Raw genomic sequence first — 24,683 nt, 5'->3', positions numbered from 1 at the left:
ACTATCATAGATAGCCAGAAAATTTTAGAAATTGCTGTCAAAGCAGCAGATTCAAAACGAGCAGAAGAAATTGTCGCATTAGACGTAAGAGAGATTTCATTATTAGCAGATTATTTTTTAATTTGCCAAGCCAATAGTGAACGTCAAATCAATGCGATTGTTGATGAAATTAACGAACAAGAAGCCAAAAATCAAGTAGAAGTCAAACGTGTGGAAGGTAAAGAAGGCGGAAAATGGATTTTAATTGATTTAGGCGATGTTATTGTCCATGTATTCCAATCTTCAGAACGTGCCTTTTACAACTTAGAAAAATTATGGTCAGATGCCCCAATGGTTGATCTAAGCGCTTGGGTCGACTAAAATGGCCTATGAAACGTTTGCTTTCGTCTATGACGAAGTGATGGACGAAAGCCTATACCAAAAATGGTTGGATTTTTCCAATCGTCATCTCCCACAAGGAACCCAACAAATTCTTGAAATGGCTTGTGGTACAGGCGCTTTAGCAGTTGATTTTGCAAAAAGTGGTTACGATGTGACGGCCTTAGACTTATCAGAAGAAATGTTGATGATTGCTAGTGAACGAGCTTTTGAAGAAGAAGTGCCAGTTCAATTTGTTCAGGGAAATATGCTAGATTTATCTGAAGTGGGACAATACCAAGCCATCACTTGTTTTTCTGATTCACTGTGCTACATGGCTAATCGCCAAGAAGTACAACAAGTGTTCGATGAAGTTTATCAAGCGTTAGAAGAGGAAGGAACGTTCATTTTTGATGTTCATTCTACTTACAAAATTGATTCAGTTTTTCCAGAATATAGCTATCATTATCAAACAGAAGAGTTTGCTTTTCTATGGGATAGTTATGCTGGTGAAAAAGAACACAGCATCGAACATTTCTTAACATTTTTTGTGAAAGAACAGGAAACAGATGAGCACTTTGTTCGGTATGATGAATTGCATCAAGAACGAACCTATTCGTTAGATAACTATTTACGAATGTTAGAAAGTGCTGGTTTCATGAATGTCAAAGTTTATGCAGATTTTACAGATGAAGCACCAACTGAAACAAGTGAACGCTGGTTCTTTGTTTGTCAAAGAGATTAATAAGATTTGGCTTATGAGCTTGGGACAGCGCTTAAAAACGTTGGTCTCTTTGCTGATAAGTCCATTTTTTTATAACGGAGGTGGCTAGAGTGAAAGCCTGTGGCATTATCGTGGAATATAATCCCTTTCATAATGGACATCGCTATCATGCCCAACAAGCTCGCCAACAAAGCGGAGCTGAAGTAGTGATTGCTATAATGAGTGGAAATTTTTTACAAAGAGGAGAACCAGCCTTACTAGATAAGTGGGCCAGAGCAGAAGAAGCTTTGCAAAATGGTGTGGATTTAGTCATTGAATTACCGACAGCTTGGTCGGTACAGTCTGCGGATTACTTTGCCAAAGGCGGTATAAAGTTATTGCAGGCGTTGCAATGTGAGAGCTTATGTTTTGGAACAGATAGTACAAGCGCAATTGATTATGCGGCTTTCGGCCAGTTTGTCCAAGAAAATCAATCCTTAATTGATCAAACGTTCCACGCATTGACAGACAAACAATTGAGTTATCCACAAAAAATGACTGCTGTTTTTCGTCAAGTATATCCTGAAAGCAGGTTCGATTTTTCTTCGCCTAATCATATTTTGGGGATGAGTTATGCAAAGGAAAATGCCACGTATCCAACCCCGATGACGCTCTACCCAATTGCTAGAAAACAAGCAGGCTTTCATGATGCAACGATTTCTGGGAAAGTTGCTAGCGCCACGGCGATTAGGCAAAGTGTTTTTCAACAAGAAATAACGCAAGTGCTGCCAACGGTTCCTTCTATAACCGCACAACATTTACAAACACAGACAATGATTTCATGGGAAAATTATTGGCCCTTCCTAAAGTATAAAATTGTTCAATCCTCGTTAGAAGAATTACAAGCCATTTACCAAATGACGGAAGGACTTGAATATCGACTAAAAGATCAAATCCAAGCAGCAGGTTCTTTTCACGAATTAATGGAACGTATGAAAACGAAGCGTTATACTTGGACAAGATTGCAACGATTAGCAACTTATATATTGTTAAATATGACCAAAGAAGAAGTTGAAACTGTTTGGCAAAACAGTTATCTCCATGTGCTAGGATTTACGCCAAAGGGACAAGCTTATCTAAAAGAAACCAAAGCACAGATTCAATTGCCGGTAATTTCCAAAGTATCTAAAGAAAACCGCGCAATGCTTTCGTTAGATATTCGCGCCAATCAACTATACCAGATAGGAGATTCTTCTTTAAAAGAACAAAATTTTGGTCGGTTTCCCTTACGATTTTCGCCAGATACCTAAAAAATACTTAACAAAAATCAGTTTCCCCAGTATAATAAACAAGGGATAAGATACTAACAACAAATCAGAGAAAGCGAAGTGAGAATATGGGCCGTAAATGGGCAAATATTAAAGAGAAAAAAGCTGCCAAAGACGCAAACAATAGCCGTGTTTATGCAAAATTCGGGATTGAAATTTACGTAGCAGCGAAGTCAGGAGACCCTGATCCTCATGCAAACCAAAAATTACGGTTTGTAATCGAACGCGCCAAAACATACAATGTACCAAAACATATTATTGATCGCGCTATTGAAAAAGCAAAAGGTTCAGCAGATGAACAATATTCTGAATTACGCTATGAAGGATTTGGGCCAAATGGTTCAATGGTCATTGTTGATGCTTTAACAAACAACGTGAACCGAACAGCAGCAGATGTGCGGGCCGCATTTGGTAAAAACGGCGGAAACATGGGTGTCAGCGGTGCTGTTTCCTACATGTTTGATAATACAGGTATCATTGGCTTTGCTGGTGACGATGCGGATGAAATTTTAGAATACTTAATGGAAAAAGATATTGATGTTCGCGATGTTATTGAAGAAGACGGTCAAATTATCGTTTACACAGAACCAGAAGATTTCCACCATGCACAAGAAGCGTTAAAAGAAAAAGGCATTGAAGAATTTACGGTTACTGAGTTAGAAATGGTTCCACAAAACGAAGTAACATTAGAAGGCGACGATTTGGCGAACTTTGAAAAAATGTTAGACGTTTTAGAAGATTTAGAAGATGTTCAAAAAGTTCATCATAATGTAGATTTACCTGAATAATCCATTTGTTCGTTTGTTTTAAGATTTAGAAAGAGGTCGGGACAGAAGTGTTTAACTCCGAGAAATAAGAAGGAATTTCCGAAAATTGTTCTATAATTTTTGGAGACCAAGTAGGTATTGTTCATCATCGAATCACTACGTTCTTCGTGATTCTCAACAATTTCGGCTTATTTCCGAAGGACCTTCAACTCTTAGAGCTTTAGCTCTTAGAAGTTGTTGAGATCGGAGCAACACGTAGTGTTGCTTCTGTTCCCGCCGTTTATCAATTTTTAAGCTTGGGAGAAAAATCCAAAGTGATTTTTGTCCCAGGCTCTTTTTTTCATATAATACATAGAAAAAAGAAAGTTGATTGATAGGTCCATGTGACACAAAGCATTCAATGACAGGATTAACTTTTGTCTGTTCCATAAATATTTGTCTAAACAGTTGAATTAATAGTACAATAGTCTAGTAAGATAGATCATTGAACGGGGTGAATAGGCGTGAAAAAGGGAATGCTAGCGTTTTTTGTCGGGCTAGCGGTTTTATCATTAACTGCTTGTCGGGAACCAAAAGAAAAGAAAGTAACCGCTTCAACTGAGACATCCTCTAAAGTTGAAGAGACGAATGAAAAAACGAGTGAAACAATTGATAAGACAAACGAACAAGTGAGCAGCAGTGTCGAGTCTAACGAATCAGTGAAAAATGAAGAGCCGACAGCTGATGAAAACAATAGTCAGCTAACTGTAGCTGATTTAGATACTACAGCGATTAATGCTGGCGATTTTACTACTTTAGCTGGAACATGGAAAAATGGTAAAGGAGAGAGTTTGATCATTCATCCTGATGGTAGCACAAATACCGGAGGAATGATTACGAAGGATTCACCTACTGATGAGTCGCGACCAATTACAAGCTTAAGTATTAGGTGGGGGCCTACTGGTGCTGCGTTATTATTATATAAAATTGGTGTTGAAAATCCTAACGGCGACCAATCGGATAAGACGAAACCGCGATTGTTAATTACTCAAGATAGTGGAAATTATCCTGCGGAAGAGTATTACTATCGTTCTTCTGAAGAGGAAAATCAAGACCAAAATGAAGAGGCAAAAATCATCGATACACAAGAAAAAGCAGAGTCATATATTAGAAAGACACTGACCGATGCAGAAAATGATGATACGAACCTTGGATTTTTGGGGATGAATGGAAATGACTTCTTTTTTAGAGCCCAATCGAAACAGATGGTTGCAAATGGAGGGACTGGGACTGTTGGTTTTTTCAGAGTATCGCCACAAGGAGCAGTCAGAATAACGGATGCACAAGGCAACTAAAGATAGTCTCGTGGCAATCTATTTAATTCCTATAAAAGTAGCAAAATAAGAATGAAATGATCACAAAATCTTCATATTTAGTTTGTAAGATATAAGCATATCAACAAACAACCTTAACAACACAAAACACTTTTTCATTTTTAACTCCTTTCCCGTCCTTACCCAAAGGGCGGGTCTTTTTTTGTGTAAAACGATTCGCTCAAGATACCAAAAGAGCCTGGGACAAAAATCACTTTGGATTTTTGTCCCAGGCTTAAAAATTGATAAACGGCGGGAACAGAAGCAACTCCTTCGGAAATAAGCCGAAATTCTCCAAAAATTATAGAACAATTTTCGGAAATTCCTTCTTATTTATCGGAGTTAAACGCTTCTGTCCCGACCTCTTTAACTCATTACATGTTGGCGCTTGTAGACACGAGATAATAATTAAGGTGTTGGAACAGTTGGTGAATAGTTCGTTTTTCGACCATAAAGTTCTTGTGTCGCCGCCGAGATATACGCAGATGAATCTTTTCCTGGGAGGTTATACATTAGATAAATACCATATTGCTCCGCTTTTGTACGTTTAGCATATTGCGCAGCTAGATTTTGATTGACACCAACTTCAACGGCAGAAGCACCTAAACGAGAAGCAGGCATCCCCGCAATTTGTGGCGGATTCCAGGTACTATAATAAGGATTCCAAGCATAATCAATTAAAGAACTCATTTGAGGATTAGCAGAAGAGTTCGCAGCCGCTGGTCCAATATTATAAAAAGTAATTAATTTATCATTGCCTAAGCGATTTCTTAAGGCTTGAAGTAACCAAATGAACGAAGAATTATTTGGTTGAGGCGTCCCATTTTTTCCGTATTCAGCATACTCATCATCAAAATCAATACCATCTAAATGATACGTATTAACGACTTGTTCTAATTGAGCTGCAAAGGCATCCGCACTTTCGTAAGTTGGGAAATTAGCAAAGCCAGCGCCTTCATGGTTGCCTAAAATAGACAATAGGACTTTAGTGCCGCGTGCTTGAACTGGACGAATTTGTGTTTCAGCTTCGTTTAAAGTTTGTTGGACCCGTTCATTGAGATATAAGTAAGGTTTTTTATTGACCGTATCATAATTAATATTGGCTGCAAAAATAATCCCCATATCAAAAGCAGGTTGATTGGTTCCAGCTAAAGTATATTTTCCCACATTGTTAAAATCGTGGTTGTTTACTTCTACATACATGACTGTTTTAGGTGTAACAGTTGATGCTGCTTGTACTTCAAATGCAGGTAGTGCAAATAATAACCCACCGACTAAAAGGATCAAACTTAAAAAAGTTGAAATAATCCCTGTTTTCTTGTTAAAAAAATGAGTGCTCAATTGATGCCCCATAACTTTCTCCTCCTATAAAATAAATATTATTTGTAAGCGCTAACAAAGATATGTTATCATTTTTATAATTTAAACACAAGAAGAAGAGAACAAAAGTGAGCAAATCCACAGAATAAAAAAGCGTCCTTCGCAAAATGATCTTGCGAAGGATGCACTTTTACCAATCAAAGAGTAAGGCATAGCCTAAAGAAAGCAGCTCTCGACCAAAATTTTTGATATCTTTTGGAAAAGAAGAAGCCGCAGTGATGCCTGAAACATTTGAGATACCTGCTCGCTTGGCTAAAAGTTGCGAGCGATACATGTGAAAGTCACTAGTAACAATCACTAGCCGTTTAAAAGAAAGGAGTTTTTGTGAATTGACAATATTTTCTTTGGTGCGTGTGGCACGATTTTCTAAGAGAATCTGTTTTTCTGGAACACCTTTATTTAGCAAGTATTGTTTCATAACCGCGGCTTCCGTAGCCGGCTCATCTGCTCCTTGCCCTCCGCTAACAATAACGGGTGTCTCGGGGTGTTGTTTAATATAGGGGATAGCCACATCTAACCGAGCTTGCAAAACACGGCTGGGCAGTGCGGTTTCTTTAGACGTTCCTAAAACACGGGCCCCTAAAATTAAAATAGCATCTGGTTTATCGGTGGGTTGCGTATTTTTGCCAGTAAAAATAAGTAGACCTAAAATCAAAAGAATACAAAAGCCAAAACTGACAATGGATAAACTTGTTATTTTTAACCAATGCATGAAACATCCCTCCTTGTAATGTTAGTGTATACGAAGTACCATAGAAAAAGCGATAGAAAACAAAAGACTTATAAAAAAATCTATGTTTTAATAGAAACTTTTGAAGAGAGGGAGCGAGTGAATGCGTACAGAAGAAGAAATGTTTCAACTTATTATGGATGTAGCAAAACAAGAAGAACACATTCGAGCCGTGGGAATGGTGGGTTCTCGCACGAATGTGAAAGTGCCAAAAGATAGTTTTCAAGATTTCGACATTGTTTATATTATAGAACCATGTGCTGAGTTTTTTGAAACAGCAACGTGGACAGCAAAATTTGGTCAACCATTAATTATGCAACGTCCCAAGGAAATGACCTTATTTCCCACAGAACCGAAGACGCGGGAAACATTTTTAATGTTATTTGAAGATGGTCAACGTATCGATTTAACGTTGTGTCCTCTCGCAGAAAAAGACAATTGGCATGAAGGTGATTCTTTAGCAATTATCTTGTTAGACAAAGATGAAAATTTGCCACCTTTACCTGTAGCATCTGATAAAAATTATACAGTAACAGCTCCGGATCAGCAGCAATTTAACGATTGTTGCAATGAATTTTGGTGGGTTAGTACGTATGTAGTTAAGGGGCTTTGTCGGAATGAACTATTTTACGCTGTCACACATCTCTATGAATATTGTCAGCAGGAACTGTTGCGCTTGCTTTCTTGGCAAGCGGCTTGGCAGGAACCGGAGCCAATTTCTGTTGGGAAACAATTTAAGTATCTGAAAAATTATGTCACTCCTGACACGATGGATCAATTAGCATCGTTGCTGGATTTTTCTAGTAAAGAAGCTTGTTGGAACAGCTTAATAAAGACACAAGCCTTTTTTGACGTCGTCGCTCAGGATTTTGCTAAAATGGCCCAGTTTACGTATCATTTACAAGAAGCAAAAAAAGTCACAGAGTATACAAATTCTTTAAGATTAAAGGATTTACAAGGAAAATAAGCTGAAAACAACGTAAAAATAGTGTATAATTGAAAAAATTAATCTGCGAGAGAAAGGGAACTTTTTTTGATTGTAGATCACCGCAGTTGTTTGTTGCCTAGTCTCTAAGAAATAAACCTAAAATTATTGATATAAAGGATGAACAAATGAAAAAAGAAGAAATGCAAATGCGTAATACACGTCGTCAAAAATCAGGAAAAAATAATAAAAAGAAAGTAATTATTACTTCTTTGGTTGGACTAGCTCTGGTTGCTGGGGGCAGCTATGTTTATTTTCAAAGTCACTTTTTACCAACCACAAAAGTAAATGGAGTTTCTGTAGGCTGGTTAAATGTAAATGCCGCGGAAGAAAAATTAGCGCAAGTTAATCAAACCGAAGAAGTTGTGGTTCAAACGGGTGCAAAGGAAGAAAAAATTCAACTTCCTAAAAAATACCAATTGGATCAAAAATTTTTAAAAGACCATTTACACAGTAGCAAGGTGAAGCTACCGTTAAACGAGGCATTCAAAAAAGAACTAGAAGCCAAATTAGCGACTTTAAGTTTTCCAGAGGGGAAACCAAGCAAAAATGCGAGTATTCGTCGAGGCAATGGCACTTTTGAAATTGTTCCCGAAGAACAAGGCACAGTAGTGGACACACAGCGCTTAAATCAGCAGATTATTGCGGATGTTGAAGCGGGAAAAGGCAACTATCAATACAATGCCAAAGATTTTTATAAAGCCCCTGAAATTACAAAAGAGGATCAAACGTTAAAGGCAACATTGACAACGCTCAATAACAAGTTAAATAAAACAATTACAGTTGATATTAATGGTGAAAAAGTAGCCTTTGATAAAACACAAATTCAAAACGTGCTGAATGATGATGGCACAATCAACAAAGAAAAACTAACTACTTGGGTGACACAATTAGAAACAACATATGGTTCTGCTAATCAACCAGTTTTATTTACAGATGTTCACGGCACGACACGTCGTTTTAAAAACAACGGAAGTTATGGCTGGTCGATTGATGGGGCCAAAACGCAAGAACTACTAGTAAACGCGCTGAATAGCCAAGAACAAACGAATGCAATCACTGCTCCGTTGGTTGGCGATACCAAAGAAAATAGTAAAATAGCCAATAATTACATTGAAATTGATTTAAAAGATCAAAAAATGTATTGTTTCATTGATGGCAAAAAAATAGTCACCACAGATGTCATTACTGGCAGATATAACAAAGGAACTGCAACAGTACCAGGATTCCATACAATTTTATATCGGACAACCGATGTGAATTTAGAAGGTCAAATGCTTGATGGTTCTCGATACAGTGTGCCAGTAAAATATTGGATGCCGTTATTAAGTCAAGGGGGCGTTGTCACACAAATTGGGATTCATGACTCCGACCATAAATTGGATAAGTACGGCGATAAAGAAGCCTTTAAAACCGATGCTGGTAGTAATGGCTGTATCAATACGCCAGGAACAGAAGTTTCAAAAATCTTTGATGTATCCTATGACGGAATGCCGGTAATTATTTACGGACATATCTATGATGATGCACCAGGTGAATTTGATAAACCTGTGGATTACGGCGAAGAAGTATAAAAAGAGATATTAGGTAAGACCGTACTTTGGTCCAGCGATGTATCTGAAAAGTAAAAATTGGAGACGTCAGCGTAACGACTGACGTCCCCAATTTTTTATTGACAAGTGTCATAACCCGCTCTATGATACAAACAGAACAAGCAATTTAAATTGGGGGAACGAAGATGCCATTTGTACATGTAGAATTAATTGAAGGCCGCACAGAAGAACAGTTAACTAATATGGTCAAAGATATTACAGAAGCTGTGTCAAAAAACGCTGGTGCACCAAAAGAGAATATCCATGTGATTGTCAATGAATTGAAAAAAGACCGCTATGCACAAGGCGGCGAATGGAAAAAATAAGTTTTCAGAGAATTTCTGTTGAATCACTTGCTTTTTCTGAAAATAAGTGGTTAAATAAGTGCATAAATGATTGATGAGAAAGACAACTGAACTTGCCCGCGATCTATTAGAGAGGAAAATCTTGGCTGAAAATTTTCCAGATTGGCACAAGGGATGACCACTTTCGAAACCTTTGTTGAAACAAAGGCGGTCGCACCGTTAACACGCTAGAGGAACACAGATTATTTGTGTTCAAAATTAGGTGGAACCACGATATTTTCGTCCTAGTATTCGTTAGAATACTAGGACTTTTTGTTTTTTAACAAGGGGAACAGGTGGCTGTTTCGTTTCATTGTGAAAAACAGGAACACAATGAAACGCTTCAAATCAAAAAAATTAAAAGGAGAGAATTTTATTATGTCTATTCACATTACTTTTCCAGATGGCGCTGTTAAACCGTTTGATTCTGGGGTTACAACATTTGATGTTGCTAAAAGTATTAGCAACAGTTTAGCCAAAAAAGCTTTAGCTGGTAAATTCAATGGTGTTTTAATCGATTTAGATCGTCCTATCGTAGAAGATGGTTCGCTTGAAATCGTGACACCTGATCATGAAGATGCTTTAGGAATTTTACGTCATTCATCAGCTCATTTAATGGCTAATGCCTTACGCCGTCTTTTCCCTAACATTAAATTTGGCGTAGGTCCTGCGATTGATTCTGGGTTCTACTATGATACAGATAATGGGGAATCCCCTGTGACAGCGGAAGATTTACCTGCAATTGAAGCCGAAATGATGAAAATTGTGAAGGAAAATAACCCAATCGTTCGTAAAGAAATCTCACGTGCAGAAGCGTTAGAATTATTTGCTGATGATCCTTACAAAGTTGAATTAATTACAGATTTACCAGAAGATGAAATCATCACTGTCTATGATCAAGGCGATTTTGTTGATTTATGTCGTGGTGTTCACGTCCCTTCAACAGGACGGATTCAAGTCTTTAAATTACTTTCAGTAGCTGGTGCTTATTGGCGCGGAAACTCTGACAATCACATGATGCAACGGATTTATGGCACTGCCTTTTTCGATAAAAAAGATTTAAAAGAATTTATCAAAATGCGCGAGGAAGCCAAAGAACGTGACCACCGTAAATTAGGAAAAGAATTAGATTTATTTATGGTTTCACAAGAAGTTGGTTCAGGGTTACCTTTCTGGTTACCAAAAGGCGCAACCATTCGTCGTACAATTGAACGTTATATTGTGGACAAAGAAATTAGCTTAGGTTACCAACATGTGTATACACCAATTATGGCAGATGTGGAATTATATAAAACATCTGGTCACTGGGATCATTACCATGAAGATATGTTCCCACCAATGGATATGGGCGATGGCGAAATGCTGGTATTACGTCCAATGAATTGTCCACACCATATGATGGTTTATAAAAATGACATTCATAGTTACCGCGAATTGCCAATTCGAATCGCTGAATTAGGGATGATGCACCGCTATGAAAAATCTGGTGCATTATCAGGGTTACAACGTGTTCGTGAAATGACTTTAAACGATGGCCATACTTTTGTTCGTCCTGACCAAATTAAAGACGAATTTAAACGTACTTTGGAGTTAATGGTGGCAGTCTATGCTGACTTTAACATTACGGATTATCGTTTCCGCTTAAGCTATCGTGATCCAAATAATACAGACAAATATTTTGATGATGATGCGATGTGGGAAAAAGCGCAAGCGATGTTAAAAGCTGCCATGGATGAATTAGAATTAGATTACTTTGAAGCAGAAGGCGAAGCTGCCTTTTACGGTCCGAAGTTAGATGTTCAAGTAAAAACAGCTTTAGGAATGGAAGAAACATTATCAACCATCCAATTAGACTTCTTATTACCAGAACGTTTTGACTTAACTTATGTTGGCGAAGATGGTGAAAATACACATCGCCCAGTTGTTATCCACCGTGGTATTGTCTCAACAATGGAACGATTTGTGGCTTACTTAACAGAAGTTTACAAAGGCGCTTTCCCTACTTGGTTAGCACCAATTCAAGCAACTATTATCCCAGTTTCTGTAGAAGCGCATTCTGAATATGCTTATGAAATCAAAGAACGTTTACAAGCACAAGGCTTACGTGTTGAAGTCGATGATCGTAACGAAAAAATGGGCTACAAAATTCGGGCCTCTCAAACCCAAAAAGTACCTTATCAATTAGTGGTCGGGGACAAAGAAATGGAAGACGCAACGGTGAACGTCCGTCGTTATGGAAGCAAAGAAACGTCTGTCGAAGATTTATCAATTTTCATTGACAGCATGGCTGCTGAAGTTCACAATTACAGCCGTTAAAAAAAGAGAAAAAGTCAAAAGGACTTCTGAATTCAGAAGTCCTTTTGACTTTTTTCAACAACAAAATAATTAAATATTTCCTTAGAGCTGGGAATAATCCTGATTTTTTGACTATTTTTTGTTACAATGAGAATGCGAAACTTTTTAGTGAAGGGACTAGAGGTATGAAGAAAAACTCATTTATAGATAAAATAAAAAAAACAGATGCCGCAGCAAAGAGTCAACGAGGTAGAAAGCCACATATTCCTTTTCGATTGAACTTATTATTTTTTGTGATATTCACTTTATTTGTTTCATTAATTGTTCGTTTAGGGTATTTACAGATTGTAGAAGGAGAAGAGTTTAACAAAAAAATCACTGCCAATTCTTCACTACAAATCACGACACCATCCCCTCGAGGACAAATTTATGATTCACAAGGAAAAGTCTTGGTTTCTAACAAAGCCAATTTAGCAATCACATACACACGAGGAAAAAATATTGAAGGAAAAGATATTTTACCGATTGCGAATAAAGTTAACGAACTTATTAACGTTCCAGTTGATCCAAACTTAACGGATCGTGACAAAAAAGATTATTGGTTAGCGAATCCTGAAAATTTAAAAGCAGCCCAATCCCGTTTAACCGATCAAGATAAAGAAGATGAAAAAGGCAACAAAATTACGGACGAAGGCACATTATATGCCAAAGCAGTTGAAAAAGTCACCCCTGAAGAAATTGCATTTGATGACCGAACCTTACAAGCAGTGACGATTTTTAAACGAATGAATGCAGCGTCACAAATGAACACGGTCTTCATCAAGAATGAAGGTGTGACAGAAGGTGAAATTGCGACAATTGGTGAACACACAGCGGAAATATCTGGTGTTTCAACAGGGACTGATTGGACGCGTGATTATTCTCAAAGTGGTGCATTACGTAGCCTGTTGGGTACCGTTTCAACTGAAAAACAAGGATTGCCAGCCGAAGAAGTCGATGAATATTTGAAAAAAGGCTATGCACGAAATGACCGTGTTGGAACTAGCTATTTAGAAAAACAATATGAAGACGTTCTACAAGGTAAAAAAGCAAAATCAGAAGTCGTTTTAGACAATAACGGAAAGATTGTTTCACAAACCCCAATTTCCAAAGGGGAAAAAGGCTCCAACTTAAAATTAACGATTGATTCAAATTTCCAAAACAAAGTTGATGAAATTTTACAACGAAACTATTCACAAATAGTCAAAACCATTGGACCATACTCAGAAAATGCGTATGTCGTTGCTATGAACCCTCAAACAGGAGCTATTTTAGCAATGTCCGGAGTTAGTCATGATTTACAGACAGGAGAAGTCACACCTAATCCTTTAGGGCCTATTTTAAACTTTGAGGTACCTGGATCTGTTGTGAAAGCAGGCACTTTAACAGCTGGTTATGAGGCGAAAGTATTACAAGGAAATGATACTCTATTAGATGAACCAATTATTTTAGCTGGTACAAATCCAAAAGCTTCTTGGTGGAATAGTGGTGGTCGTAATGCACAAATGCAATTAACTGCTGAGCAAGCATTAGAGTACTCTTCTAATGCCTACATGATGAAAGTTGTGTTTAAACTAATGGGTGTAAATTACTATCCTAATATGGTCTTTCCGTATGAAATTGGCGATGATAAAGTTTTCAAAGAGCTAAGAAATGCTTATGCTGAATATGGAATGGGGATTAAGACAGGCATCGACTTACCTGGTGAAAGTCCTGGATATGTAAATAAAGATTTCAAAGATCCTGCTGAAGCGCCTAAAGGCGGAAATCTATTAGATTTATCATTTGGACAATATGATAACTACACACCGTTACAATTAGCACAGTACGTTTCCACTGTCGCAAATAATGGCATCCGCGTGCAACCCCATGTAGTAGAAGGAATCTATGGCAATGATGAAAATGGAGCTTTAGGAAAAATTTTGAAAGAAATCGAACCCAAAGTTTTGAATAAGGTAAATATTTCTCAAGACCAAATAGGAATTCTTCAACAAGGTTTTTATAATGTGGTACATGGAACTAGTCAATTTACTACGGCACCGGGTTTAAAATCAGACAAATTTTCAATTGCTGCTAAAACAGGGACCGCCGAAACGCAAGCAACAGATGCTAACGGAGTTGTTCACACAACGGTTAATAGTAACTTGGTAGCTTACGCACCTTACGAAAACCCTGAAATTGCAATTAGCGTTGTTTTACCACACTTAAATGATGAATCTTCTAAACCAAATCAAACGATTGCCAAAGAAGTTTTAGAAGCGTATATGGAAATGTACAAAAAATAAAATTTGTAAAGTAGAACTACTTTACAAATTTGCCCAAAAGGGTAGTCAAATGACAAAAAAAATGGTATGATATTCAAGTCTAAGAAATCTCTTGGAAAGATCAATTATTAGTAGGAGGGGAAAACATGCGCGTAAACATCACTTTAGAGTGTACTTCTTGTAAAGAACGTAACTACTTAACAAATAAAAATAAACGTAACAATCCTGATCGTTTAGAAAAACAAAAATATTGCCCACGTGAAAGAAAAGTTACTTTACACCGTGAAACTAAATAATTTAGTTAGATAGAGCCTAGAATCCTTGTTGTGTAAGGGTCTAGGCTTTTTATCTATTGATTCATTACATGTTCATTTGTAGATGGAATGTAGAGGGAGGATTACCCAAGTTTGGCTGAAGGGGACGGTCTCGAAAACCGTTAGGCGAGTAACATCGTGCAAGGGTTCGAATCCCTTATCCTCCGTACCGAGAAGCAGTTGAGTTATTCGTTGCAAATAAAACGACAGAGACGTACACTTAAAGTAGAAAAATACTTAAGAAGAGGTGTCTATTATGTCAAACTATGAAGAAAAAGAAGCGCAAGCATTAGCAAAAATTGCCGACGTTTTGAACAAATTGGATGCAAGTTTAGAAGAGTTGGGCTCGCTAGATGAGGATACAAAAAAACATAGTATGAAGAAATGGATTGTTGAAAAAAAAGCCATTCATGAGATTAAAAAAATTGCACACGAAGCTGGTAAGTATGACAAGTATGATGAAAAAGAATTAGAAAAAGAAATGGGTCTGTTGGAAAAGTTTATGTAAAAAAGCGCTAGCTTTTGTTCAACAGTTATTTAATTTTGAGTCTAGAATTAATCGTTTTGATTTTTTCTAGGCTTATTTTTTATGAAGTAAGCAAATCGTATCGGGAGAGGTATTGAATTAAGAAATAAAGCATGTATTGATTCAGAAAAAAAGTTGTAGTAAAATGTTCGTCACAACTACTTTTCTTATGATTTCATAGAAGGAAAAGTTGGAATAATGAATTGAGAAGAGTCGATTTTTAGGAGATGATTTTAGGTGACTTTTTATCAATTATTGCAGTTAGATCCATTTATTTTAAAACAAAAAATTCATCAAGCGGACACTAAAAAACAGCGGAGATATTTTTGGCGCGCCTTGTTAATAAGGGATATCTTATTAGTTTCGTTTGCGATTTTATGGGTGTCGACGATTACTTTTTTCTTTGGAAAAGCTGTAGCGCCTTTTTCAATTGTATTATTTTGTTTGCTGTTGAGTATCCGTTTCGTCTCATATGGCTACAGGGAAAAACAGGCCTTGCTTAGTTTAGGAATCGTGTTAACAATTCTAGGTGTTAGTCCATTAATTTCACTGATTTCTGTATCATTTTTACAATTGGGCCTTCATTTTATCTGCTTGCTGGCATTGTTTTTCTTAACTGGTAAAAACCCTAAAATGGGTAATCCTGGCTTGTATACGTTCTCCTACTTATATTTAGTTGGCACGGTTCACTATCAATCGTTTCAGCAATTAGAACAAACTTTCTTTGTATTAGTGTTTGCTTATCTACTTTTAGCTTTTGTTTATCATGTGAAACATAAAAAATTGGATCAAGAGATTACTTTTATACAGATGGTTACAGAAAATGGTTTTTTTAATCAAAGAAATATTTGGTTTGGTTATTACGCTTTAGGCATTAGCTTATTACTTTTTATAGGAACGCACCTTCAGATTGACCGCTTTATGTGGGCAACATTTGCTAGTTCGTCATTATTTTCTGGGTATAATACGTTTAAATTGTCTGAACGAGCAAAAGAACGAATAATAGGGATCGTTATTGGTTCTCTAGTATCGGCTATCTTGTTATTTTATATACCAACGAACCTACTTGGTATTTTAGGAGGACTTTGTTTAGGCTTATGCACATCTTATAAAAGTAAAACGATTTTTAATTGTGTTGGTGCTATCATGGCAGCTTCTATGATATTTGGGCTAGAAACAAGTCTTTACTTAAGAATTTTGTTAAATATGTTGGGGCTAGCTTACGGTTTGCTTTATCATTTTGTCTTTGTAAAAACTATGTCCTATTGCAATCGCAAGCAGTGGCTGAAATTTTCTGAATGAGTAGATTGTATATGCAGAGAGAAAGGACTATTGTCCCACTCTCAAAAAGATGAAATACCAAATTATTTTGACAAATTAACAACAATACAATCATCTACCACTCGGATAGAATCTTTGCTAGGCCAGACATTCATTTCCGCTTGTAAAGCTTTGTGTTTTTCAAAATCTTCTGGTGTAGGATCATTAAAATTTAATCCAAATGTTTTCATATAGAGTAAAGTATTTAAACTAGTATGCACCGAGTTAGGCATGAATTCAAATAATGAGACACCGTTTGTTTCACCTTTTATATTTGAAACATTCCGAGGAGAACGATTTCCATACATTAAAAGTTTATAGGATTCAGGATTCTCAATTTCCATTGAATAAATATTATTTGTAATCATTTCCGCAGTACGTAAATCTTCTTCCGCTGTTAGATACTCAGAATATTCTAGGTTGGTTGTTTCCCGAACTTGAATAAAAGTAAAGAAAATCACTATACCAATTAATAAATGTTTAAGCACAAAGTTGTATCCCCAGTAAATCATAATAAAGATGAGTAATAACGCTAAAACAGCAGGGAAGTTAGGTACTTCACCTCTAATTGCTGGACGTTTTCCACCTAAAATTGTAAACATAAGTGGAGTGATTAGAATACCTAACAAGGTAATAAAGATGAAAAAAACATTTTTGCGTTTTAGATAGGACATATTAATTAATACAATGACCAGTAAAAGAACACATATCAAAAACAGCGGTGTAAAAAAAGTGTCTCCGACTTGAGGGAAGAATAGTTCTTTGGCGTAATCTTTAATATCATTGATAGAATCTATCAAGGGACGTTTACCCCAAAGAATCATATTATCTAGATAGGAGCTTTCAACGTTTAAAACTTTTTTCGCTAACATCGCCATTAGTTGAGATAGAACGAGAGATGAAATAGCTAGTAGAATAAAATGGCCGATTTTGAAGGCATAGTCTTTAAAAGAAATTTTAAGATCATTTAACTGAGCAAAATACAATGCCATTAAAATTTTGAATAAAATTAAGGTACACGCAAATACAAAGAATGATTGGTACATAGTAAGTGTAAATGCCAGCAACAAAAAGCCGAATAATTTAAAAATTTTATTGGGAATATGGTAAATAGCAATGAGAGAAAGTATAACCAAACAGATACCTAATGAAAATTCAAAATTTTGTAGGACGAAGTAAAATTGTTCGCTAAATAATTGACTGGTTGGAAAAATACTTGGGATAATATATAAATACTTTTTGTTATAAATCTGCTTAGTTGAAAGATCAACATAATAGCACAACAAGATAGTGGCGATAGCAAAGAAAATAATAGCTAATAAATTTAAAAAATAAACATTTACATAGTTGTATGTTAAAAGCTTTAAAGCTACTAATCCTGGTCTACCAATGGAAACCCAATGTTTTAAGTAGCCTCTGTAGTTAGTCATTAAGTGCATAGTATCAATAGCGTAAGTATTGTTAAATAGTTTAATACCATAAGTAGCAAAGACCATCAAAAAGCTGTAGATGGCTAAGCCTTTGTTTTCTTTAATAAAATGTTTCATTTTTCTCTCCTGTCTTTTTTTCTTGTTTACCAACTTGTTTTGTAAAAAATATTGAGGAATCGCATGCGTACGAATTATTTAATTTATCTTCATTAGTAAAAGTAACCGTTTCCGTTTATTGTTAAAAAAACATAACGATATAGTTTTTTATCTGCTCTTGTGCATAACTTTATAATCAGTTATATGGTGATGTGAAATGTGTCTATAACAAATTAATTATAGAACAAGTGTATCTTAAATGCTATATAATCTAGGAATAGTCAGATAAAAATTTAAGGTGCCAAATTTGTGAAGTTGATAGTAGTTAAATGTAAATCATTTGTGGTACTCAATCTAACAGAGGAAAAATTTTTTATAAAACAATAAAAAGAGAGCTGATCAATAATGCTCAGTTCAGAGATATTGATCAGGCTCAAATGAGGACTATCTAAATATGATTGAAACTTACTATAATACTAGACACTCTTGGTAATCAATATTTTCAGTAACTTTAAAAGTAGTTCTGCGAAGTTCCTCAATTCATTCCGCTTATTGATTACTTCACTTCTTTGTAACGGAAGAAGAAGCGTAAGACGCTATTTTGGCTAGTTGTTGTTAGTTTATCTGTCGGTAAGACTGTTAGTAAGAAGAAAAACAGACTAATCACAAGAGTGAAAAATAAGAAGACGGGACTGCCACCTGTTATCACAGTATCTGTTTGAACGTCATATTTAAAAGTTGACATAACAGAGAAAACTTGTGTATAGCTACAGGCAATAGAAAGTAGATATAAAACAAGCACGCCCCAACCTGTCATCCCAGCATCACGATAACGACGTACACACATTGCCCACGTTGGTAATAATAAAGCTAACCATAAAACAAGTGCAAAAAGCATCAACGGTAATAAGTTCCCAAAATCATAGGTTTCAAAATATTCAGCTGCTAAAATTGCTGACACGGCTTTGCCGACAATGGCAATATAAAAAATAAGTGCTAAAATGCTTAATACCAGTGTCATCCACCAATAACCAGCACGTGTGGTCCGACCTTTAAAATCAACATATCCACGAAAATAATCTTTAAAAGCTTGTCCAAATGTTACTTTGCCTTTTTCCTCAATTTTAACCATAAAAACACCCCTTTGTATTTAATAAAATGATTATAACGGAAAGTAATAAAATAGGAAAATGCGAATTCGCATATTTTGTGATTTTTTTGATAAATCATATAAAGAGCAGGTTTTATCAAAAAACGGTAAAATAAGAGAAGATATTTTATAATGGAGGAATCATGAATGAAAATCAGTATTAGACATCGCTACATAGCAAAAATTCCAGCATTAGAAGTGACAACAGAAGAGCAAAAAAACGAAGCATTACCTCTAATTGTTTACTATCATGGTTGGCAATCGGCAAAAGAATTATCTTTAACACAAGCAAGAAAATTAGCACACGAGGGGTTTCGGGTCATTTTACCAGATGCCATGAACCACGGAGAAAGAAAAACAGGACCTATTTCCACGATTCCTTCGATTACATTTTGGAGTAGCATTCAATATAATTTGATTGAATTTCCAGTAATTATCCATCATTTTCATAAATTAGGGTTGATTAAAGAAAATTGGATTGGCGTGGGTGGTGTATCCATGGGCGGTATTACTACCAGCGCTCTTATGACCCAACATCCTGAGATTCAAGCTGCTACTTGCTTAATGGGAACACCCTATCCGGCGCGCTATATTCAGCGAGTGATTCAACGGGCGAAAGAATTTGCTATTTTTGTGCCTAAAGACTTGCCACTATTGCTAAGTTGGGTGCATCAATACGATTTATCACAAACGCCAGAAAGACTGCAAGAACGACCGATGCTGTTTTGGCATGGAACGGAAGATGAAAAAATTCCCTATGAAGATATGGCTGATTTTGAACAATTAGTGTCTGGGAAAACGTATGCGAGAAATACGCAATTTATAACGGAAATCGGTGAGCGGCATTTAGTGAAAGGGGAAACAATGGATTTGGTTGTTGACTTTTTTAAAGAAGCGTCAAAAACGTTAGAAAAATAACGGGATTTTTCAAAGAGAAAAGGGGAATCAGCTTGTTTTTTAAGAACACTTTCTATAAACTTAACAGAAAAGGGGTTGAAGGTGTACATGGAGAAAAACAAGTTGAGAAAAGTGGGCTTAACTGCCCTGGAATGGCTAAAACAACATCCGGAAATTAAACAACATAAAGAATCAAGTCTCTATGAACAGTTGTTTGCTAGTCAGCAATGGCAACAAGCACAAACAATCGGAATGATTCGGTCGTTACCGCTAGAATTATCAACACAGCCAATTTTCGAACGGGCCATGCAAGAAGGCAAGCAAGTGGCGGTGCCGCGAACATTTAAAGGAGGCAAAATGTACTTTTATCAAGTTTTTCCAGAGACGGTTTATGACACCAGTGCATTTGGCGTGGAAGAACCTCCGTTAACAGCGGCAGAAATAACAGCTACAGCGATTGATTTATTGATTGTGCCAGGGATTGTTTTCAATCGGGCTGGCTATCGAATAGGCTTCGGCGGTGGTTTTTATGATCGTTATTTGGAACATTTTTCGGGCCATTCATGTAGTTTAGTTTTTAGTGAACAACTCCATGAACAATGGCAACCAGAAGCGTTTGATCAGCCAATCGAACAATTATTTATACAATAGGAGGAATGGAATGAATTATCAAACAGAAATGAAATTGAAACGGCTAAAAAATCAGCCGTTCATTACGTATGCCCTTTTAGGTATTTCAATCATTGTTTTCCTTGGATTGGAATTAACTGGAGGATCAGAAAATATTTTAAACTTAGTTAATTGGGGAGCAATGGTTCGTCCACTGGTAGCTCAAAATCATGAATACTGGCGGTTTATCACGCCAATGTTTCTTCACATTGGGTTTATGCATATTATTTTGAATATGGTTACTCTTTATTATATCGGCGCACAGGTTGAGGCAATTTATGGGCATTGGCGCTATTTGGGAATTTATTTATTGAGTGGGATTGCTGGAAATATCGCCAGTTTTGCCTTTGGGACACCCAACAGTGTCTCAGCCGGTGCTAGTACAGCGCTTTTTGGTTTGTTTGGCGCATTTGTTATTTTAGGACGCCATTTTAGAGACAATCCAGCGATTATGTATATGGTGCAACGCTATTCAATGTTTATTGTGATTAATTTGTTATTTAACTTGTTTAGTAGCTCTGTAGATATGATGGGTCATGTTGGCGGTCTAATCGGTGGACTATTAGTCGCGACGGCTTTTGCTGTTCCAAATCGTGAAGAAGCATTTAATAAGCACGAGCGAATTATGGCCACATTAATTTTTATTTTTCTTGTCGTAATTTGTCTGTTATTGGGTTTTAAAAAATACGGTTTACCTGTATAATAAGGAAGTGTTTTCGTATGGAAACGTTATATGATGTACAACAACTTTTTAAACAGTTTGGGATGTATATTTATGTCGGTGCACGGATTTATGATATTGAGTTAATGATGATTGAATTAAAAAAATTGTATGAAGGTCAATTGGTAGACCGAGATACGTATTTACAGGCCCGGCATATTTTGCAAAGAGAGCATCGAATAGAAGAATCTAGAGGGAAGCAGAAAGGAATCGACTAAATGGATAAGAAGATTATTGGGATTGATTTAGGTGGAACGACCATCAAATTTGCTATTTTAACAACCGATGGCGTTGTTCAACAAAAATGGAGTATTGAAACGAATATTTTAGAAGATGGCAAGCATATTGTGCCATCAATTATTGAAAGTATTCGTCACCGTATAGATCTTTATAATATGAAAAAAGAAGATTTTGTGGGAATTGGTATGGGAACACCAGGAAGTGTCGACATTGAAAAAGGAACTGTTGTAGGTGCCTATAATTTAAACTGGACGACTGTACAGCCTGTCAAAGAACAAATCGAATCTGCTTTAGGAATTCCGTTTGCCTTAGATAATGATGCCAATGTTGCCGCTTTAGGTGAGCGTTGGAAAGGCGCGGGGGAAAACAATCCCGACGTGATTTTTATTACTTTAGGAACAGGTGTCGGCGGAGGCATTGTTGCAGCAGGAGAATTACTCCACGGTGTTGCTGGCTGTGCTGGTGAAGTTGGGCATGTGACGGTTGATCCTAACGGCTTTGACTGTACCTGTGGGAAACGTGGCTGTTTAGAAACTGTTTCTAGTGCCACTGGTGTCGTTCGTGTTGCACGTCATTTATCAGAAGAGTTTGCAGGTGACTCTGAACTGAAACAAGCGATTGATGATGGACAAGATGTTTCAAGTAAAGACGTTTTTGAATTTGCCGAAAAAGGCGATCATTTTGCTTTAATGGTTGTGGATCGTGTTTGCTTCTATTTAGGTTTAGCCACAGGAAACTTAGGTAACACGTTAAATCCAGATAGCGTGGTTATCGGTGGAGGTGTTTCTGCAGCAGGAGAATTTTTACGTAGTCGTGTCGAAAAATATTTCCAAGAATTTACCTTCCCGCAAGTTCGAAATAGTACAAAAATCAAATTAGCAGAGCTAGGTAATGAGGCCGGCGTGATTGGTGCCGCTTCACTAGCATTACAATTTTCAAAAGAGAAATAGAGAGGGCTTTTTAGAATGAGTATTTTATGGGTAATCAATGGCATTTTGCTAGTTATTGTACTAGCGATGGTATTCAATGAATTATATTTGAAAATTATGGTGAAACGTTCAGCAAAAATGCTGACGGAAGAAGAATTTAAAGAAACAATGCGTAAAGCACAAGTGATTGATGTTCGTGAGAAAGATACATTTGATGCTGGGCATATTTTAGGGGCGCGCAGCATGCCATACAGCATGTTAAAAACAACAATTGGTTCTCTTCGTAAGGATCAACCTGTTTATCTTTATGATCAGAAGAAAGCTTTAAGTATCCGAGCAGCTAATTTATTACGCAAAAATGGCTATACTGATATTTATATTTTAAAAGGCGGCTATGATGGCTGGACTGGGAAAGTGAAAAAGAGAAATAGTTAATAAAAGAGACAGAACGTATTTATCATTAATGATAAATACGTTCTGTCTCTTTTATTCGTTTAAATTGTAATGTTCTCGAATGGCTTGACGAATTTCACCTAAAGTTGTGGCGTTAGGATCGGTGTCGCTATCATAGACGATTTCATCTGGTGTGCCTTCGCCTTGAATAACTTGTCCATGAATGAAGCCTTCTAAAGCATATAAAATCGTTGTATCATCTGCTGAACTTAACTGCACCATTTCACTCCATTTTTCGAGAGGGTTTTCTTGTTTTTCTGCATCTTTCAATGCTGCTTGAATAGTGGGGTTAATTTCAGTTTTTACTGCTTGCTGTGCTGACAAAGCATCTGCTTTAACTGGCAGCAAATTTTGTTTGAAAGTAAATAAGCACACGATGCTACTGACTAGGAAAAAAAGTATCAGCGCTGGGTATAGGTTCTTTTTTTTCATGTCAATACTCCTTTCTATAGTTACCAGTTCGCAACAAGATAGCTTGCACCAGGAATTGGGTTATAGGTATAATAGGTAGTCAAATTGCCTGGACCTGTATGGTAACGAGGAGAACCTGGGTAGACGCTAATTCCGTGAGCGATACCTGTTCTATACGTATTTCGTGCCTCTGAAATACTACCAATCATAGCAGAGTCTTTAAATGTATACCAAAGAAGATAAGCTCCAGTGCCGCTTTGCGGAAAATAGTTATAACCAGCAAAGCGCCAACCGCGAGAACTGAAGGAATTTGAAGTAAGATAAGTATCTTTACGAACCATTATATTATAATTTTTGTTATTTGGTGCAGGTGAACCTCGTCTGATTAATGAAATAGTTAAGTCTTCGTTAAGTGAATATTTTTGTTTGTTTCGATACTCTTCGACTGTAATAGATAAAGGGGATGTTTCAGGTTCTACAACAGCAACTACATTTTGTGTATCAGGATCTATAATTTCAATGCCATTTCCAGAAACGATAGAACCATCAGGTAGAACAGCAATTTTTTCATCTGCCTGCATTTTATCAAGAAAAGTCTCCACACTATCAATATCTGGTGGTGATTGTTTTAATTCAGCGGCAGAAGTGACAATAGGAGGAAAAAACAAAGACAACAAACCAACACTTGTAAATCTGATAAAAATTTTTTCATAATACTCATCCATCCTTTTTTTATTTAATTAAATTGTAATAATTGTTGCTGTAGAAATCAATGGTTGTTTAATTATAAGAATTTATGATAGAACCAGTTATATTAACAAAATGATACAAGGTTTTTCAAAAAGCCATATTTAGTATCTCTTCGACTCATTTTTAGAATAGTATCAATTTTTTTATGGTTAAAAAATAATTTTTCTTTTTACTGCTAATATAAAGATATTCTTGATTTATTAGTATTTTAATTACAAGAACTTACTTTCTTTTTTGTCAGTCCTCACTTTTTGAGCTACAATAAAGAGAAGAGGTGAAGGCAGATGATTCAAATCAAGCGAGCATATGAAGCACCGACAGAGCAAGATGGCTACCGTGTTTTAGTTGACCGTGTTTGGCCACGAGGAAAATCCAAGGAATCTGAAAAGTTAGATGAATGGCTCAAAGAAGTGGCCCCAAGTACAGAGCTACGGAAATGGTTTAATCATGAAGCAAATAAATATCCTGAGTTTAAACAAAAATACCAAGAAGAATTGAAACATGAGCCAACTGCCACAGCGTTTAAGCAGTTACAGACAATTGTAAAAAATCAGCCAGTAGTCACGCTGGTCTATGGGGCGAAAGATACAGTGCATAATCAAGCGGTTGTCTTAAAAGAATTATTAGAAAAATAGAGTAGG

At 36.5% G+C, this 24,683-nt stretch carries 26 protein-coding genes and 1 tRNA gene; 21 read left to right on the top strand and 6 right to left on the bottom strand.

Going from position 1 to position 24,683, the window contains the following annotated elements; genetic code table 11:
- Positions 1–21: 21 nt before the first annotated feature.
- From rsfS to IGJ52_RS11435, 5 genes are all read left to right on the top strand, one after another.
- Positions 22–360 carry a ribosome silencing factor gene (gene rsfS / locus IGJ52_RS11455; RefSeq protein ID WP_033072556.1) on the top strand — a complete coding sequence of 113 codons (339 nt, stop codon included), beginning with the start codon at positions 22–24 and terminating at the stop codon, positions 358–360.
- Between the two features lies 1 nt (position 361).
- Complete coding sequence (locus tag IGJ52_RS11450) at positions 362–1,102, top strand: class I SAM-dependent DNA methyltransferase (RefSeq protein ID WP_002356302.1); 741 nt, start codon at positions 362–364, stop codon at positions 1,100–1,102.
- Positions 1,103–1,182: 80 nt separating this feature from the next.
- Positions 1,183–2,370: a nucleotidyltransferase gene (locus IGJ52_RS11445; protein WP_219259977.1), complete on the top strand. Its 1,188-nt coding sequence runs from the start codon at positions 1,183–1,185 to the stop codon at positions 2,368–2,370.
- A gap of 86 nt (positions 2,371–2,456) precedes the next feature.
- On the top strand, positions 2,457–3,176 hold the full coding sequence (locus IGJ52_RS11440) for a YebC/PmpR family DNA-binding transcriptional regulator (RefSeq protein ID WP_010827749.1): 720 nt from the start codon (positions 2,457–2,459) through the stop codon (positions 3,174–3,176).
- Positions 3,177–3,658: 482 nt separating this feature from the next.
- Positions 3,659–4,489: a DUF6287 domain-containing protein gene (locus tag IGJ52_RS11435; RefSeq protein ID WP_208772177.1), complete on the top strand. Its 831-nt coding sequence runs from the start codon at positions 3,659–3,661 to the stop codon at positions 4,487–4,489.
- Positions 4,490–4,915: 426 nt separating this feature from the next.
- Here IGJ52_RS11435 and IGJ52_RS11430 read toward each other — a convergent pair whose 3' ends face one another.
- On the bottom strand, positions 4,916–5,860 hold the full coding sequence (locus IGJ52_RS11430; protein ID WP_002382461.1) for an endo-beta-N-acetylglucosaminidase: 945 nt from the start codon (positions 5,858–5,860) through the stop codon (positions 4,916–4,918).
- A 157-nt stretch (positions 5,861–6,017) separates the two neighbouring features.
- Positions 6,018–6,599, bottom strand: coding sequence for a YdcF family protein (locus tag IGJ52_RS11425; RefSeq protein WP_002359392.1), 582 nt, complete (start codon positions 6,597–6,599; stop codon positions 6,018–6,020).
- A 121-nt stretch (positions 6,600–6,720) separates the two neighbouring features.
- On the opposite strand from IGJ52_RS11425, the gene IGJ52_RS11420 reads away from it, so the two are divergent.
- From IGJ52_RS11420 to IGJ52_RS11380, 9 genes are all read left to right on the top strand, one after another.
- Positions 6,721–7,584, top strand: a complete 864-nt coding sequence (locus tag IGJ52_RS11420; RefSeq protein WP_061100625.1) for an aminoglycoside 6-adenylyltransferase — start codon at positions 6,721–6,723, stop codon at positions 7,582–7,584.
- Between the two features lie 146 nt (positions 7,585–7,730).
- The gene (locus IGJ52_RS11415) at positions 7,731–9,176 is read left to right on the top strand and encodes a L,D-transpeptidase family protein (protein WP_010817630.1); all 1,446 of its coding nucleotides are present in this window, start codon (positions 7,731–7,733) and stop codon (positions 9,174–9,176) included.
- Between the two features lie 164 nt (positions 9,177–9,340).
- Positions 9,341–9,520: a 2-hydroxymuconate tautomerase gene (locus IGJ52_RS11410; protein ID WP_002356318.1), complete on the top strand. Its 180-nt coding sequence runs from the start codon at positions 9,341–9,343 to the stop codon at positions 9,518–9,520.
- A gap of 396 nt (positions 9,521–9,916) precedes the next feature.
- Positions 9,917–11,854, top strand: a complete 1,938-nt coding sequence (gene thrS / locus IGJ52_RS11405; protein WP_002359397.1) for a threonine--tRNA ligase — start codon at positions 9,917–9,919, stop codon at positions 11,852–11,854.
- A gap of 164 nt (positions 11,855–12,018) precedes the next feature.
- Positions 12,019–14,157, top strand: coding sequence for a penicillin-binding transpeptidase domain-containing protein (locus IGJ52_RS11400; RefSeq protein WP_202254636.1), 2,139 nt, complete (start codon positions 12,019–12,021; stop codon positions 14,155–14,157).
- A gap of 125 nt (positions 14,158–14,282) precedes the next feature.
- Positions 14,283–14,432 carry a 50S ribosomal protein L33 gene (rpmG, locus tag IGJ52_RS11395; RefSeq protein ID WP_002356321.1) on the top strand — a complete coding sequence of 50 codons (150 nt, stop codon included), beginning with the start codon at positions 14,283–14,285 and terminating at the stop codon, positions 14,430–14,432.
- 95 nt (positions 14,433–14,527) lie between these two features.
- Positions 14,528–14,617: transfer RNA gene (locus tag IGJ52_RS11390), tRNA-Ser, on the top strand.
- An 89-nt stretch (positions 14,618–14,706) separates the two neighbouring features.
- Entirely contained in the window at positions 14,707–14,958 is a 252-nt protein-coding gene (locus IGJ52_RS11385) for a hypothetical protein (protein WP_194177642.1), read from the top strand.
- A gap of 255 nt (positions 14,959–15,213) precedes the next feature.
- Positions 15,214–16,278: an FUSC family protein gene (locus IGJ52_RS11380; protein ID WP_002382471.1), complete on the top strand. Its 1,065-nt coding sequence runs from the start codon at positions 15,214–15,216 to the stop codon at positions 16,276–16,278.
- 62 nt (positions 16,279–16,340) lie between these two features.
- Here the strand turns inward: IGJ52_RS11380 and IGJ52_RS11375 are convergent, their stop codons facing one another.
- A complete protein-coding gene (locus IGJ52_RS11375; protein WP_002388440.1) occupies positions 16,341–17,843 on the bottom strand; it encodes a glucosyltransferase domain-containing protein in 1,503 nt (500 codons plus the stop codon).
- Between the two features lie 535 nt (positions 17,844–18,378).
- Positions 18,379–18,954: a DUF805 domain-containing protein gene (locus IGJ52_RS11370; RefSeq protein ID WP_002379789.1), complete on the bottom strand. Its 576-nt coding sequence runs from the start codon at positions 18,952–18,954 to the stop codon at positions 18,379–18,381.
- Between the two features lie 165 nt (positions 18,955–19,119).
- Here IGJ52_RS11370 and IGJ52_RS11365 point away from each other — a divergent pair, with 165 nt between their 5' ends.
- The 6 genes from IGJ52_RS11365 (at position 19,120) to IGJ52_RS11340 (ending at position 22,863) form a co-directional block, all read left to right on the top strand.
- The gene (locus IGJ52_RS11365; RefSeq protein WP_002382473.1) at positions 19,120–19,890 is read left to right on the top strand and encodes an alpha/beta fold hydrolase; all 771 of its coding nucleotides are present in this window, start codon (positions 19,120–19,122) and stop codon (positions 19,888–19,890) included.
- Between the two features lie 87 nt (positions 19,891–19,977).
- The gene (locus IGJ52_RS11360) at positions 19,978–20,520 is read left to right on the top strand and encodes a 5-formyltetrahydrofolate cyclo-ligase (RefSeq protein WP_002385677.1); all 543 of its coding nucleotides are present in this window, start codon (positions 19,978–19,980) and stop codon (positions 20,518–20,520) included.
- Positions 20,521–20,530: 10 nt separating this feature from the next.
- Complete coding sequence (locus tag IGJ52_RS11355; RefSeq protein WP_002362481.1) at positions 20,531–21,241, top strand: rhomboid family intramembrane serine protease; 711 nt, start codon at positions 20,531–20,533, stop codon at positions 21,239–21,241.
- Between the two features lie 17 nt (positions 21,242–21,258).
- The gene (locus tag IGJ52_RS11350; protein WP_002356332.1) at positions 21,259–21,477 is read left to right on the top strand and encodes a YqgQ family protein; all 219 of its coding nucleotides are present in this window, start codon (positions 21,259–21,261) and stop codon (positions 21,475–21,477) included.
- Positions 21,478–22,449 carry an ROK family glucokinase gene (locus tag IGJ52_RS11345; protein WP_002356333.1) on the top strand — a complete coding sequence of 324 codons (972 nt, stop codon included), beginning with the start codon at positions 21,478–21,480 and terminating at the stop codon, positions 22,447–22,449.
- Positions 22,450–22,464: 15 nt separating this feature from the next.
- On the top strand, positions 22,465–22,863 hold the full coding sequence (locus IGJ52_RS11340; protein ID WP_002356334.1) for a rhodanese-like domain-containing protein: 399 nt from the start codon (positions 22,465–22,467) through the stop codon (positions 22,861–22,863).
- Between the two features lie 51 nt (positions 22,864–22,914).
- On the opposite strand, the gene IGJ52_RS11335 is transcribed toward IGJ52_RS11340, so the two are convergent.
- Complete coding sequence (locus tag IGJ52_RS11335; RefSeq protein WP_002416078.1) at positions 22,915–23,313, bottom strand: hypothetical protein; 399 nt, start codon at positions 23,311–23,313, stop codon at positions 22,915–22,917.
- A gap of 20 nt (positions 23,314–23,333) precedes the next feature.
- Positions 23,334–23,960: a hypothetical protein gene (locus tag IGJ52_RS11330; RefSeq protein ID WP_227280392.1), complete on the bottom strand. Its 627-nt coding sequence runs from the start codon at positions 23,958–23,960 to the stop codon at positions 23,334–23,336.
- A gap of 366 nt (positions 23,961–24,326) precedes the next feature.
- Here IGJ52_RS11330 and IGJ52_RS11325 point away from each other — a divergent pair, with 366 nt between their 5' ends.
- Positions 24,327–24,677, top strand: a complete 351-nt coding sequence (locus IGJ52_RS11325; protein WP_002362343.1) for a DUF488 domain-containing protein — start codon at positions 24,327–24,329, stop codon at positions 24,675–24,677.
- The last annotated feature ends 6 nt before the right edge of the window (positions 24,678–24,683 follow it).

The sequence above is a fragment of the Enterococcus sp. DIV1758 genome (genome assembly GCF_051711985.1).
Lineage (GTDB): Bacteria > Bacillota > Bacilli > Lactobacillales > Enterococcaceae > Enterococcus > Enterococcus faecalis.
This window is presented reverse-complemented; position numbering and strand designations above follow the sequence as displayed.